General features: G+C 72.8%; 14 protein-coding genes. 6 read left to right on the top strand and 8 right to left on the bottom strand.

What is annotated here, in order from left to right:
- Window positions 1-215: 215 nt before the first annotated feature.
- Window positions 216-1,280 (bottom strand): alkene reductase, encoded by a 1,065-nt coding sequence (locus ACFXPK_RS29535; protein WP_384999481.1) that lies wholly within the window; start codon window positions 1,278-1,280, stop codon window positions 216-218.
- A gap of 105 nt (window positions 1,281-1,385) precedes the next feature.
- Window positions 1,386-2,789: an aminotransferase class I/II-fold pyridoxal phosphate-dependent enzyme gene (locus tag ACFXPK_RS29530; RefSeq protein ID WP_384999478.1), complete on the bottom strand. Its 1,404-nt coding sequence runs from the start codon at window positions 2,787-2,789 to the stop codon at window positions 1,386-1,388.
- A 165-nt stretch (window positions 2,790-2,954) separates the two neighbouring features.
- On the opposite strand from ACFXPK_RS29530, the gene ACFXPK_RS29525 reads away from it, so the two are divergent.
- Genes ACFXPK_RS29525 through ACFXPK_RS29505 form a run of 5 tightly spaced genes read left to right on the top strand, consistent with a single transcriptional unit; the run spans window position 2,955 to window position 7,702 of the window.
- On the top strand, window positions 2,955-3,923 hold the full coding sequence (locus ACFXPK_RS29525; RefSeq protein ID WP_384999475.1) for a hypothetical protein: 969 nt from the start codon (window positions 2,955-2,957) through the stop codon (window positions 3,921-3,923).
- A gap of 40 nt (window positions 3,924-3,963) precedes the next feature.
- Window positions 3,964-4,770 carry a nitrilase-related carbon-nitrogen hydrolase gene (locus ACFXPK_RS29520; protein ID WP_384999472.1) on the top strand — a complete coding sequence of 269 codons (807 nt, stop codon included), beginning with the start codon at window positions 3,964-3,966 and terminating at the stop codon, window positions 4,768-4,770.
- Window positions 4,770-5,729, top strand: a complete 960-nt coding sequence (locus tag ACFXPK_RS29515; protein WP_384999469.1) for an ABC transporter substrate-binding protein — start codon at window positions 4,770-4,772, stop codon at window positions 5,727-5,729. The genes ACFXPK_RS29520 and ACFXPK_RS29515 overlap by 1 nt, the downstream gene beginning before the upstream one ends.
- 24 nt (window positions 5,730-5,753) lie before the next feature.
- Window positions 5,754-6,788, top strand: coding sequence for an amino acid ABC transporter permease (locus tag ACFXPK_RS29510; protein ID WP_385080146.1), 1,035 nt, complete (start codon window positions 5,754-5,756; stop codon window positions 6,786-6,788).
- Window positions 6,785-7,702, top strand: a complete 918-nt coding sequence (locus ACFXPK_RS29505) for an amino acid ABC transporter ATP-binding protein (protein WP_384999463.1) — start codon at window positions 6,785-6,787, stop codon at window positions 7,700-7,702. The genes ACFXPK_RS29510 and ACFXPK_RS29505 overlap by 4 nt, the downstream gene beginning before the upstream one ends.
- A 59-nt stretch (window positions 7,703-7,761) precedes the next feature.
- On the opposite strand, the gene ACFXPK_RS29500 is transcribed toward ACFXPK_RS29505, so the two are convergent.
- The gene (locus ACFXPK_RS29500) at window positions 7,762-8,601 is read right to left on the bottom strand and encodes an SDR family oxidoreductase (protein WP_385080144.1); all 840 of its coding nucleotides are present in this window, start codon (window positions 8,599-8,601) and stop codon (window positions 7,762-7,764) included.
- 92 nt (window positions 8,602-8,693) lie between these two features.
- On the opposite strand from ACFXPK_RS29500, the gene ACFXPK_RS29495 reads away from it, so the two are divergent.
- The gene (locus ACFXPK_RS29495; RefSeq protein WP_385080142.1) at window positions 8,694-9,077 is read left to right on the top strand and encodes a winged helix-turn-helix transcriptional regulator; all 384 of its coding nucleotides are present in this window, start codon (window positions 8,694-8,696) and stop codon (window positions 9,075-9,077) included.
- 231 nt (window positions 9,078-9,308) lie between these two features.
- Here ACFXPK_RS29495 and ACFXPK_RS29490 read toward each other — a convergent pair whose 3' ends face one another.
- From ACFXPK_RS29490 to ACFXPK_RS29470, 5 genes are all read right to left on the bottom strand, one after another.
- Window positions 9,309-10,367 carry an aminotransferase class V-fold PLP-dependent enzyme gene (locus ACFXPK_RS29490; RefSeq protein ID WP_385080140.1) on the bottom strand — a complete coding sequence of 353 codons (1,059 nt, stop codon included), beginning with the start codon at window positions 10,365-10,367 and terminating at the stop codon, window positions 9,309-9,311.
- 70 nt (window positions 10,368-10,437) lie between these two features.
- The gene (locus ACFXPK_RS29485; RefSeq protein ID WP_385080139.1) at window positions 10,438-11,097 is read right to left on the bottom strand and encodes a DsbA family oxidoreductase; all 660 of its coding nucleotides are present in this window, start codon (window positions 11,095-11,097) and stop codon (window positions 10,438-10,440) included.
- A 169-nt stretch (window positions 11,098-11,266) separates the two neighbouring features.
- Window positions 11,267-11,503 (bottom strand): hypothetical protein, encoded by a 237-nt coding sequence (locus ACFXPK_RS29480; protein WP_384999447.1) that lies wholly within the window; start codon window positions 11,501-11,503, stop codon window positions 11,267-11,269.
- A gap of 119 nt (window positions 11,504-11,622) precedes the next feature.
- Window positions 11,623-11,964, bottom strand: a complete 342-nt coding sequence (locus ACFXPK_RS29475) for a hypothetical protein (RefSeq protein WP_385080137.1) — start codon at window positions 11,962-11,964, stop codon at window positions 11,623-11,625.
- A gap of 153 nt (window positions 11,965-12,117) precedes the next feature.
- A complete protein-coding gene (locus ACFXPK_RS29470) occupies window positions 12,118-12,858 on the bottom strand; it encodes an SDR family oxidoreductase (protein WP_384999441.1) in 741 nt (246 codons plus the stop codon).
- Window positions 12,859-13,074 lie beyond the last annotated feature (216 nt).

Raw genomic sequence — 13,074 nt, 5'->3', positions numbered from 1 at the left:
CCACCACCGATAAAAACACATCAAATCCCGCCGGCCGCGTCAGTTTTTTATAACACACCGCGGGCGGCCCGCCCCGGGGCCCGGCCGCTCCGGGGAGGCCCGTCCCGTAGGAAGCGGGCCTCCCCCTACGGGACGGGCCTCCCTCTGAGGGGCGGGCTTCCCCTTACGGGGCGGGCTTCCCCCCTGAGGAGCGGGCCTCCCCCTACGGGCCTAGGTCAGTTCTCCAGCGCCGGGTAGTCGATGTACCCGTGGTCGTCGCCGCCGAAGAAGGTCGACGGGTCGGGGGTGTTGTAGGGGCCACCGGCCTTGAGCCGGGCCGGCAGGTCGGGGTTGGCGAGGAAGAGCCGCCCGAAGGTGATCAGGTCGGCCGTGCCGTCCTCGATCACCTTCAGCTCCTCGGCGCCGGTGCCGGTCTCGGTCCTGGCGGTCAGGACGAGCGTGCCCGAGTAGAGCTTGCGTACGGTCTGGGCGAACGCGCGGGTGTTCTCGATCAGGCTGAGGTAGGCGAGGCCCAGCGGCTCCAGCGCCTGGACGAGCGCGGTGTACGTCGGCTCCGGGTCGGGCTCCTCGGTGCCCAGCAGCCCGATGGCGGGCGAGATCCGGATGCCGGTGCGCGCCGCCCCGATCTCGGCCACGACGGCACGGGTGACCTCGACGGCGAAGCGGATACGGCCCTCGACGGAACCGCCCCACTCGTCGGTGCGCAGATTGGTGTTGGGGGCGAGGAACTGATGGATCAGATAGCCGTTGGCGCCGTGCAGTTCGACACCGTCGAAGCCCGCCTCGATCGCGTTGCGGGCGGCGGAGACGAAGTCGGCGACGGTCTCGCGTATCTCCTCGGAGGTCAGCTCGCGCGGGACCACGTAGTCCTTGGGACCGCCGTGCAGATAGACCTGGCCGGGCGCGGCGACGGGCGAGACGCCGACCGGCACCAGACCGTCCGGGAGCAGGTCCGGGTGGCCGATCCGGCCGCCGTGCATGAGCTGGGCGAAGATCCGGCCGCCCGCCTCGTGCACGGCGTCGGTGACCTGCCGCCAGGCCGCGATCTGCTCCTGGCTGTGCAGACCCGGGGTGTCCGGGTAGCCCTGGCCGACCACGGAGGGCTGGACGGCCTCGGTGACCAGCAGCCCGGCGGAGGCCCGCTGCCGGTAGTACTCCACCGTCGACGCGGTGGGGGAGTTCCCGGGGCCGAAGGCGCGGCTGCGGGTCATCGGGGCCATCGCGACGCGGTTGGCGAGCGGGGTGCCCGACAGGTCGATCGGGTCGAAAGCGGTGGTCATGCCATCTCCTGGGGAGTGCGGGGACCGAAGTGGGGGCAAGCCGCCGTACGGTGGGCTCCGTACCGTCGGCGAGATCATCAACCACGGCCCGCCCCCGCTCATTCCTCAGTCCAGCGGCCCGGCCGGGGCCGTCGCGGCGAGGGCGATCAGCTCGGCGGTCCCGTCGAGCGCCGCCTCGTCCTCCGTGAGCCTGCTGGTGGCGATCCGTACATGAGGCCGGGAGTACGCGACGCAGAAGCGGCTGCCCGGGGAGACCGTGACCCCGCGCGCGGCGAGGGTGACCAGCGCGGACGCCTCGTCCGCCACGGGCACCCACAGCATCAGCCCGTCCCGGTTCGCGGTGGGCACGCCCCGCCGCGCGAGCCGCCCCGCGAGCCCTTCGCGCCGCAGGGCGTAGCGGTGGGCGGCGTCCTGGACGCACCGGGCCGCCGCGTCGTCGGTGAGGAGATGGGCGAGGGCGTCCTGGAGGATCCGGCTGGTCCATCCGGTGCCGAACGTCCGCAGTACCCGGGCCCGTTCGACCAGTTCGCGGGGCCCGCCGATCACCGCGATGCGCAGATCGGGTCCGTACGCCTTGGAGTAGGAGCGCACCAGGACCGTACGGTCGGGCAGATGGGTGCCGAGGCTCGCGACGGGGGCGGCGGCGAGCGGGCCGATGCCGTCGTCCTCCACCACCATGACGTTGGGCGCGCTCCCCAGCACGTGCGCGAGCGCCGCCGCGCGCTCCTCGCCGATCGTCCAGCCGCACGGCGCCTGCGCCCGTGACTGGTGGAGGAAGAGCGCGGGCCGCCGCTCCAGCGCCTCGGCGAGGGAGCCGGGCAGCGGTCCCTCGGCGTCGCAGGCCACGGGGACGATCTGCGCGTCCAGCGACTCCAGGATGTCCAGCAGCCGCGCCGCCGTCGGGTCCTCCACGGCGACCCGGTCCCCGGGCACGATCAGCGCCTGGCAGAGCAGGTGCACCCCCTCGTAGCCACCGCCGACCGCCGTCCACGCCTCCGCCTCGAACGGCCAGGTCTCCTGTACGGCGTCGAGCAGCGCGCCGGTGATGGCCGTACGCGCGTAGTCGTTGAGCCGCGGGGTGCGCGCCCCGGCGGCCAGGGCGTCGGACAGTGCGGGCAGCAGCGCCGGGTCGGGGGCCGCGACCGCGAGGTCCAGGGTGAGATGGCTGCCGAGGTCGCCGACCCGTTCGTAACGGGCCGGGTGCGGGACGCTCGGCGGTCCGCTGACCACGCTGCCGCGCCGGCCCAGCGTGGTGATCATGCGGTGTCTGCGCAGGACCGCCCAGGCCTCCGCGACGGTGCCGGGGCTGACGCCGAGGGCGACGGCGAGGCCGCGCACGGTCGGCAGGGCGCTGCCCGGGGCGAGTTCGCCGGAGCGTATGAGGTCGGTCATGGCCGCGGCGACCCCGCGCGCGCTGGGGTCGGAGATGCGTCCGGCCAGTCTGGCCGCGCCCTGCGGTCCGGCCGCCCATGCCTTGTCCACCGTCTGGTTCTCCCGCCTCGCCGACACGCTCCGTAGATTACGGCACGGAAAAATTATGTTCGGACACAAACCAGATCTTGTTTGGCCTATCGCTGAACAATAGTGTTCCAGCCATCGCACGGCCGAATACGGCTTATCCGACGTGATGGTGCGCCGTGCGTCATCCGCACCAAAAGGCAAGGAGCGTCCCCTGTGTCCACTCCCGTGATCCATCTGGGCCTGCGCGACTGGGACCATCTCGTACCGCTGGCCTCGGGCCTGGTGGACGTGGCGGGTTTCACGGTCCGGGTCGACTCGCGGGACGTCACCCCCGACGTGCTCGCCGAGCCGGGACTCGACGGCGGCGAGACCTCGTTCAGCCGCTATGTGCAGGCGCGGGCCGCGGGGGACGACCGGCTCGTGGGGCTGCCCGCGTTCATCATGCGGGGGTTCCGCCACCGCTGCGTCCTGGTACGGGAGGACAGCCCGGTCCGTACCCTCGCCCAGCTCGCCGGGGCCCGGATCGGGCTCACCGGCTGGCCGGACTCCGGCAACACCTGGACCCGCGCCCTGCTGCGCGGGGCGGGCGTGGACCTCACCGGGATCGCGTGGCGGGTGGGGCCGCTGACCGCCGGGGAGTCCGGCAAGGACCGGCTGGGCACCAGGCCCCTCCCGGGGAACGTCTCCGTCCTGGCCGAGGGCGACTCCCTGGAGGAGGAACTGGCGGCGGGCCGGCTGGACGCGGTCCTCACGCCGTTCATGCCGGCGGAGCTCTTCACCTCCGCCAGCCGCTTCCGGCATCTCCTCGACGACCATCAGGCGGCGGAGCGCGCGTACTGGGAGACCACCGGATTCATCCCCGGGATCCATCTGGTCACGCTCAAGAAGGAGACGGTCGACGCCCATCCCACGCTGCCCGCGGCCCTGCTCGACGCGCTGGAGCGGTCCAAGCTCCGCTGGGTGGCGCGCCGCCGGCTGCTCACCGACACCACCCCGTGGCTGCTGCGCGAACTGACCGAGTCGGCGCGGCTGTTCGGCGACGACTGGATGCCGTACGGGACCGATCCCAACGCGGAGATGACCCGGGCCTTCTGCGAGGAGCTGTACGCCCAGGGGATATGGCCGGAACCGATCGACCCGCGGGTGGTCTTCCCCGATCCCGCGCTCGCCACCGCCCGCTGACCCCGCCGCCGTCCCACCCACCGAACCCCGGAGCCCCACCATGCGCATCGCCGTCGGACAGTTCGCCGCCACCCCCGACTGGAAGGACAATCTCGCCGCCTGCCAGGAACTCACCGCCGAGGCGGAGCGGGGCGGCGCGGATCTGCTGGTCCTGCCCGAGGGGGTCCTCGCCCGCTTCACCGAGGACCGCCACCGCATCCGCGAGGTCGCCCAGCCGCTGGACGGCCCGTTCGTCACCGAGCTGTGCGCGGCCACCGCGGGCGGCCGTGCCACCGTCGTCGTCGGCATCCACGAACCGTCCGACGACGGCCGCGTCTTCAACACGCTCGTCGCGGTGCGCGACGGCGAGCTGATCGCCCGCTACCGCAAGATCCACCTGTACGACGCCTTCGGCGACCAGGAGTCCGCCCATGTGCGCCCGGCGGACGAACCGCCGGTCACCGTCGATGTCGCGGGCACCAAGGTCGGCCTGATGACCTGCTACGACGTGCGCTTCCCCGAGCTGGCCCGGCTGCTCGTCGACGCCGGCGCCGAGGTGCTGGCCCTCCCCGCCGCCTGGGTGCGCGGCCCGGCCAAGGAGCGCCACTGGGAGGTCATGACCGCGGCCCGCGCCCTGGAGAACACCTGCTGGGTCGCGGCGAGCGGGGAGTGCGGCCCGCGCAACATCGGCAACAGCCTGATCGTGGACCCCCTCGGCACCGTACGGTCCCGGCTCGCCGCGGTCCGCGGTCTCGCCTGGGCCGAGGCCGACCCCGACATGACGGCGGCGGCGCGCCGCACCCTGCCCGTCCTGGCCAACCGGCGGTTCGCCGTCGACCCGACCGTCCTTCCCCTCGGAGCCCACTGATGCGTGTGACGAGATTCCCCAAGAGCGTGGCCCTGGTGGCCACCACCGCACTCTCCTGTTGTCTGGTCCTCACGGGCTGCGGCGCCAATCCGCCCCAGGCCCAGGGCGCCACCGGGACCACCGCCGGGACCACGGCCGAGGCCGCCGGGGCCCGGCTCACCGAGGACAAGGCGCTGCACGCGCTGCTGCCGGAGAAGAACCGTACGTCCGGCACGCTGGTCTCGGTCAACAACGGCTCCTTCCCGCCGTACGAGATCGCCGGCTCGGACGGTCACAGCCTCACCGGCGCCTCCGCCGACCTCGCCACCTCGCTCGAACAGCTCCTCGGCGTGAAGATCGAGCATGTCACCGCGGACGGTCTGCCCAGCGAACTGACCGGCATCAAGGCGGGCCGCTACGACCTCGCGATCGGCCCCGTCGGCGACTTCGCCGAGCGCCAGGGCTCCAACGACTTCGTCGACTGGGTCAAGGAGTTCGTCGTCTTCGCGGTGCCCAAGGGGAACCCGCTCTCCCTCAACGGCCTCGACGACACCTGCGGCCGGCGGATCGCGGTCATGGGCGGCGGCTCCGCCGAGGGCGTGATCAGGACTCAGTCCCGGACGTGCGTCAAGGACGGCAAGGCGGCCGTACAGGTCCAGTCCTACAAGGACCAGCCGGGCTCCATCCTGGCCGTGCGCTCCGGCCGGGCCGACGCGTTCTTCTCCTCGCAGGCACCGCTCACCTACTTCGTCTCCCAGGCCAAGGGCGACCTCGAACTGACCGGCACCGGCCGGTCCAACGGTTTCGGCGACCTCTACCAGGGCGCCGTCGTCGCCAAGGACTCACCGCTGCGCGACGTGCTGCTGAAGGCGATCCGGAAGCTGATCGACAACGGCACCTACGGACAGATCATGAAGAAGTGGGGCCTGTCCGCCAACCAGATCGACAAGCCCGGCGTCAACCTCGGCGGCGCCGCCTGACCACCGTGAGGAGGTGGGCCGACCATGGCCACCACTGACGCTCCCCCGCCCATGACCGGCGAGGACCCGGTGACGTCCGGTTCCGCCGGCCGGTCGGGCCCGGCGCACGTCCCGGACACCCTGGACGTCGCCGGGGCCACCCCCGTCCGCCATCCCCTGCGCTGGCTCTCGGTCCTGGTCCTCGCGGTCCTCGCCGCCCAGCTCGCGCACTTCCTGGTGACCAACGCCAACTTCGAATGGTCCACCGTCGGCAGCTACTTCGGCGCCCAGGTCATCGGCGAGGGCATCGCCACGACCGTCGAACTGACCGTGGTCGCCATGCTCATCGGCATCGTCGGCGGCGTACTCGTCGCGGTGGGCCGGATGTCGGAGAACCGGGTGCTGAGCGCCGTCTGCGGCGCCTACGTCTGGTTCTTCCGCGGCATCCCCGTCCTGGTCCAGCTCGTGTTCTGGTACAACCTGTCCGCGCTGCTGCCCAGGATCTCCTTCGGGGTGCCGTTCGGCCCCGAGTTCGTCAGCGGGCAGACCAACTCGCTCATCACCCCGCTGCTCGCCGCCATCCTCGGCCTCGGGCTCAACGAGGCCGCGTACATGGCGGAGATCGTGCGCGGCGGACTGCTCGGCGTCGACCAGGGCCAGTCGGAGGCCGCGGCGGCGCTCGGCATGGGCCGGGCGCGGATCCTGCGGCGGGTCGTGCTGCCGCAGGCGATGCGGTTCATCGTGCCGCCCACCGGCAGCCAGGTCATCAACATGATGAAGGCGACCTCGCTGGTGAGCGTGATCGCGCTGGCCGATCTGCTCTACACCGTGCAGTCCATCTACAACCGCACCTTCGAGACCATCCCGCTGCTGATCGTGGCCTGCCTCTGGTACCTGGTGATGACGTCCGTGCTGTACGTCGGCCAGTCGTTCATCGAGCGGCACTACGCGCGCGGGGCGACCCGGGACGCCCCGCAGGGGTTCTGGGACTTCGCGTTCTTCCGGCGCGGGAGCGCCGCCGGGGCGCCCCTCGCGGGGAAGCCGGACACAGGGCCCGAGCAGGAGGAGACGACACCATGACGCAGGACGGCCTGACGAAGGACGGCCCGGTCCCGGACAGCCGGGCGACGGACCGCCCGGCGGGGGTCCCGGGGCCCGTGCACGCTCCCGCGCAGACACAGACGCAGACACAGACACAGGCGTCGGGGGCGGGGGCGGCGGACCCGGCAGGCCCGCCGCTCGTCGTGGCACGCGGCGTCCACAAGCGCTTCGGCCACCTGGAGGTACTGCGCGGCATCGACCTCGACGTCCACGCGGGCGAGGTGGTGGTGCTGCTCGGCCCGTCCGGCTCCGGCAAGTCGACGTTCCTGCGCTGCGTCAACCACCTGGAGCGGATCGACTCGGGCTCCGTCCATGTCGGAGGCCGGCTGATCGGCCACCGCCGCTCCGGCGACCGCGTCCACCATCTGCGTCCCGCCGAGGTGACCCGGCAGCGCCGCGACATCGGCATGGTCTTCCAGCACTTCAACCTCTTCCCGCATCTGACGATCCTGGGGAACGTCATGGAGGCGCCGGTGGGCGTCCTGCGCGTACCGAAGGCGCGGGCGCGCGGGACCGCGCTGGAACTGCTGGAGCGGGTGGGCCTCTCCGACAAGGCCGACGCCTACCCGCGCCAGTTGTCCGGCGGCCAGCAGCAGCGGGTGGCCATCGCCCGCGCCCTGGCGATGCGGCCCGAGCTGATGCTCTTCGACGAGCCGACCAGCGCCCTCGACCCCGAACTCGTCGGCGAGGTCCTGGCCACGATGCGGGATCTGGCGCGCGACGGGCTCACCATGCTCGTGGTGACGCACGAGATCGGCTTCGCGCGGGAGGTCGCCGACCGGGTGGTCTTCATGGACGGCGGCCGGGTGCTGGAGAGCGGCACGCCCGAAGAGGTGCTCGACCACCCGGCCAACCCGCGGACCAGGGCGTTCCTCTCCCGTTTCCTCGTCTAGGCGCCCCGTGCGGCCGTGGTCGCACGGGGCTGCCCGGTTCTTTCAGCCGGGTTGCCGCCTCAGCGGAAAGCGGCGATGTTACGGGCGACCCAGTCGCCGAAGGGGCGCGGAGCGCGACCGAGGACCCGTTCCACGTCCGGGCTGATCCGCAGTTCGGCGGGGTTCGGGGCGGAGATGATGTCCAGGGTGTCGTCGGCCAGCTCCGGCGGCACGAACCGGACCATCGGGGCTCTGGCCTCCTCGCGGGTCAGCTCGTGGAACCCCACCGGCGAGCCGAGCGCGGCGGCGATCGCCTCCGACTGCTGACGGGGTGTGATCACCTCGGGCCCGGTCAGCGCGAAGATTCCGCCGGTGTGCCGGTCGTCCAGCAGGCAGGCCGCGGCGACCTCGGCGATGTCCGCCGGGTCGACGACCGGAACCCCGACATCGCCGAAGGGTGCGGCGACCGTCCCTCGCGTGCGGACGGACTCCGCCCACGCCAGGGCGTTGGAGGCGAAGCCGCCCGGTCGCAGGACGGCCCAGTCCAGGCCGGACCCCCGCACCGCGTCCTCCACCGCGCGCATCGCGATCCGCGACGGGCCGAGCGGCCTGGTCGCCACGCCCTGCGAAGACAGCAGGACGACTCGGCGGACCCCGCCGGCGACCGCCAGGTCGATCAGGTCGGCCGGCCTGGCGTCGGGGGCGTGCAGATCGCCGGAGAGCAGGAGGAACAGCGCCTCCGCCCCGTCCAGAGCGGAGATGAGCCCCTGCGGCTCGGCCAGGTCGGCCTGCACGTGCCGGACCCCGTCCGGCACCGCCGCCGCGCGCCGTGACACCGCCGTCACCTGCTCGCCCGCCTCGGCCAGGGCCCGCGTCAAAGGCAGGCCCACATTCCCGGTAGCCCCGGTCACCACGATCATGTTCAGCTCCTCGTCCGTCGTGCACTACGGCGATGGACGCTAGGAGACGGGCTTACTTTTCGTAAGGACATACCCAGAGGTAAGCTCCGGACATGAGGGATGGCGCGCAGCTCACACAGGCCGGGACGGACCATCGGTATGAGGTGTTTCACACCGACTGCCCCGCGCGCGACGTGGTCGACCATGTGACCAGCAGGTGGGGCATCTGGGTGCTGATCGCCTTGCGGAACACCGACCTTCGGTTCTACGAGCTGCGCGACAGCATCCAGGGCATCAGCGAGAAGATGCTGGCCCAGACACTGCGCGCCCTGGTCCAGGACGACCTGGTCCGGCGGACGGTCGAGCCGACGACGCCACCCCAAGTCACCTACGGGCTGACCGAGTTCGGCCAGGACGTCGGTGCGCCGCTGACGGACCTGTTCGACCGGATCACACAGCGGCTGGCAGCCGGCGGGGCGTCCCCCACGGAAGGCTGAGCGCGACAGGCCGGGCGGAGCGCGGCCGTACCAGGGCACACGAGCCCAGCAAGATCCGAACGAGAGCGCCTAGGGTCTTTCGTTTGGATCTGGCTGGGTCAGGGAGCGGGGTCCGGTGCCGTGGATCGCAAGGCGGAGGAGGGAGGCGACGCGGAGCGTCGTGGACCGACGACAACGCCGCGAGGCGCGGCACCAGGGCACACGAGCCCAGCAAGATCCAAACGAGAGGCCCTAGCCGGCTTCGGCCAGCACATCCAGCGCCCGGTCCACGTCCGCGGCGGTGTTGTAGAGGTGGAAGGCGGCCCGCAGCGTCCCGGCGCGGGCCGCGACCGCCACCCGGGCCCGCCGGAGACGGGGGTGGCGGTGCTCCAGCCCCGGCACACAGACGACGGCGGAGTCCCCGGCGGCCACGGGTTCGTGGCCGAGGGAGGCCAGCCCCTTGCGGAAGCGGGCGGCGAGGGCGGTCGCGTGGGTGTGGATCCGGCCGATACCGACCTCCTCCAGGAGGGCGAGGGAGCGCTCGGCCCCGTAGTACGAGAGGAACGACACCGATTCGTCGAAGCGGCGCGCCGAGTGGGCCAACTCCCCCACGGGACCGTAGATACTGCCCCAGCGGTCCTCGCCGGCGCCCCAGCTCGCGTTGATCGGCACCAGCGACTCCTGCGCCTCCTCGCTCACGGTGAGGAAGGACGTGCCGCGCGGACAGCAGAGGAACTTGTAGCCGGCGGTGACCGTGTAGTCGTACTCCCCCGCCTCCAGCGGCAGCCAGCCGGCCGACTGGCTGGTGTCCAGCAGCGTACGGGCGCCGTGCGCCGCCGCGGCCGACCGTACCGCCGCGAGATCGGCGAGCCGGCCGTTGGCCGACTGGACGGCGGAGAAGGCCACGAGCGCGGTCTCCGGCCGTACCTCCTCGGCCAGCCGCTCCAGCGGGACATACCGCGGCCTGAGGTCGCCGCGGACCGCGAAGGGGGTCGGCAGCGAGCTGAACTCCCCCTTGGGCAGCAGGACTTCGGCGCCAGGACGGAGCGAGGCCGCGATCAGCCCGGTGTGGACGGAGACCGCGCCGCCGACCGCGACCCGCTCGGCCGGCACCCCGGCGAGCCGTGCGAAGGAGGCACGGGCCGCGTCCACGGCCTCGAAGCTCCCCGGCCCGTCACCGCCCCGCCCCGTTCCGTTGGCCTCGGCCAGCGCCCGGACGGCGGCGACGGCACGGCGGGGCAGCAGCCCGCAGGTGGAGGTGTTCAGATACGTCGTGTCCGACGCGAACTCGGCACTCACCGGAGTCTCCATGGGCTCCACCCTGCAAGGTCGCCGTCCCGCGGTCAATCACGCGTTGCTGAAGGGTGGGGTTCAGCGTCGCTCACGCATCGGCCCCGGCCTGCGTACGGCTGTCCCACGCCTGCTCCAGCGCCTGTGTGAACAGCTCGGCCGGCTGGCCCCCGGAGACGCCGTACCGCCGGTCGAGCACGAAGAACGGCACGCCGTTGGCGCCCAGTTCCGCGGCCTCGCGCTGGTCCTCCCGTACGTCGGTGGCGTACGCCTCGGGATCGGCGAGCACCGCGCGCACCTCGGCCTCCCCGAGCCCCGCCTCGACCGCGAGCCCCACCAGGGTGTCCTCGTCGAAGACGGAGCGCTCCTCGGCGAAGTTGGCCCGGTAGACGAGGTCGAGCAGGGCGTCCTGGCGGCCCCGGGCCTTGGCCAGGTGGAGCACCCGGTGGATGTCGAAGGTGCTGCCGTAGTCACGGCCCTCGACGCGGTAACCGAGCCCTTCGGAGCGGGCGTTGGAGGCGACGTTCTCCTCCATCGCGCGGGCCTCCTCGCGGGTGCGCCCGGTCTTGGCCGCGAGCATGTCGATCACGGTCCCGGTCTCCCCCTTGGCCAGCCGGGGATCCAGCTCGAAGGACCGGTGGACGACCTCGACCTCGTCCCGGTGCGCGAAACCGGCCAGCCCCTTCTCGAAGCGGGCCTTGCCGATGTAGCACCACGGACAGGCGATGTCGCTCCATATCTCCACGCGCATGTGTCTGATTCCCTCCGGGATCGCGTTCGCCGCGATCGCGCCCCGGTCCGGGGACGGCGACCGCGCTCTGCCGGTACGGAGGCACCCTCCGCCCCCTGGGCAACGTCACCCGTCGGTGTCTCATTCCCGCGCGGCCACCCCCTCACGGCCGTTCCCTCACGGCCGTCCCTCACAGCATGTGGTGGGGGACCTGGTGGAGGTAGAAGGCGCCGCAGCCGTGGCAGAGGGGCTGTCCGGCGGGGGTGCCCCACAGGTCGGCGGACTGGATGGTGGCGTCCGGGTCGAGGTCGCGACCGCAGAGGGCGGTCGTCTCGCCGCCGCGTGTCATGTGCCAGACGAAGAAACGGGGTTCGGGGTCATGGGGCGAGGCGCCCTCCTCGTACTCCGCGCGCATTTCGTAGTCCATGGTGTATCTCCTGACCTGCGCCATGACCGGGGAACCGAGCCGGGACGGAAATGCCCCGTCCGGCGCAGCGGGCCGGACGGGGCGGTTCCACGGCGCCGGGACCGGCGGCGCGGAAGGCGTCAGGAGAAGACGACGGAGCGCAGCTTGAGCCGCGCCGACGCGGAGCCGCCGGGGCGGAGCGTGTAGTGCTCGCCGTCGCAGTCCGGGCCGGTGAAGACCGTGGCGCTGGAGCCGGTGCGGTTGCGCGGCGAGTGGGCGGGCGGCACGTACTCGCCGGCCGCCTCGGGAATCGTGATGCACTCCCGGCTCCCGGGGTTCACCAGCACGCCGAGGCGGGGCTCCCCCGCGATGTCCGTGTAGACGTAGCTGAAGGTGCCCTCGGCGGCCGAGGCCGGCCCCGGGAGGGCGACGAGCAGGGCGACGGCGCCGAGGGCGGCGGCCAGAGTGGTGCGCAGACGCATGCGGGGGAACTCCTTTGTCGTACGGGGCCTTGAGGCTGCACGACGCTGCCCGGGGGTGCGGGCGGGTCAGCGCGGCATCACCCGAAAGCGCGCGGGGAAACGTTCCTTCCTCACCCGTACGGCGCAGTGGCCCCGGGGACGCGCGGTGACGGGTCACCGGCCGCCGGAGACCCGCAGAACCGTCCCCGTGGTGTACGAGGCGTCCGGCGAGAGCAGCCAGGCGACCGCGGCGGCGATCTCCGCCGGGGCGCCCGGCCGGCGCAGCGGGATCCCGGGGGCCGCCCGCCGCGCGCGGTCGGGGTCGCCCATGGTGGCGTGCATGTCGGTCTCGACGAGTCCGGGCGCCACCGCGTTGACCCGGACGCCGTCCGGGCCCAGCTCCTTGGCGAGGCCCACGGTCAGGGCGTCGACGGCGGCCTTCGAGGCGGCGTAGTGCACGTAGTCGCCGGGCCCGCCGAGCGTGGCCGCCGCCGAGGAGACATTGACGATCGCGCCGGAGCCCCGGGCGGTCATCTCCCGGGCGGCCCGGCGGCAGCAGAGCAGCACACCCAGGAGGTTGACGTCCAGGACCCGGCGCAGGTCCTCGGTGCGGGCGTCGGCGAGCCGCCCCAGCGGGCCGGTCACGCCCGCGTTGTTGACCAGGCCGGTCACCGGCCCGAGCGCCGCCGCGGCCGTGTCGAAGAGCCGCTCCACGTCGGACTCCTCGGCGGTGTCCGCCCGTACGGTCGCACAGCGCGCGCCCGCGGCGCGTACGGCGGCGGCGGTCTCCTCGGCCGCCTCCGGGTGGCTGACGTAGGCGAGGGCCAGATCGTGGCCGTCGGCCGCGAGCCGGAGGCAGGTCGCGGCGCCGATTCCGCGGCTGCCGCCCGTGACGACGGTGACCGGACGTGCCATGTGATGCCTCCAGGAGCTGCGGTGGGCCGGGGCCCCGGCCGGCGGTCCCGCCCTTCCCCGCCGGCCCGGCTCCGTCGATCTTCCTCCATGGATCTTCGCGTCGGGGAGTCCACGCGTCACGGAGGAACACGGGGAAGGCGGGGAACCGGAGGAACACGGAGGGAACGCGGGGAAGCGCCGGGGAACGCGACCGCCCCACCGCGCGGGGTGCGCGGT

Origin of the sequence: Streptomyces sp. NPDC059142, from assembly GCF_042755665.1 — a bacterium.
Lineage (GTDB): Bacteria > Actinomycetota > Actinomycetes > Streptomycetales > Streptomycetaceae > Streptomyces.
This window is presented reverse-complemented; position numbering and strand designations above follow the sequence as displayed.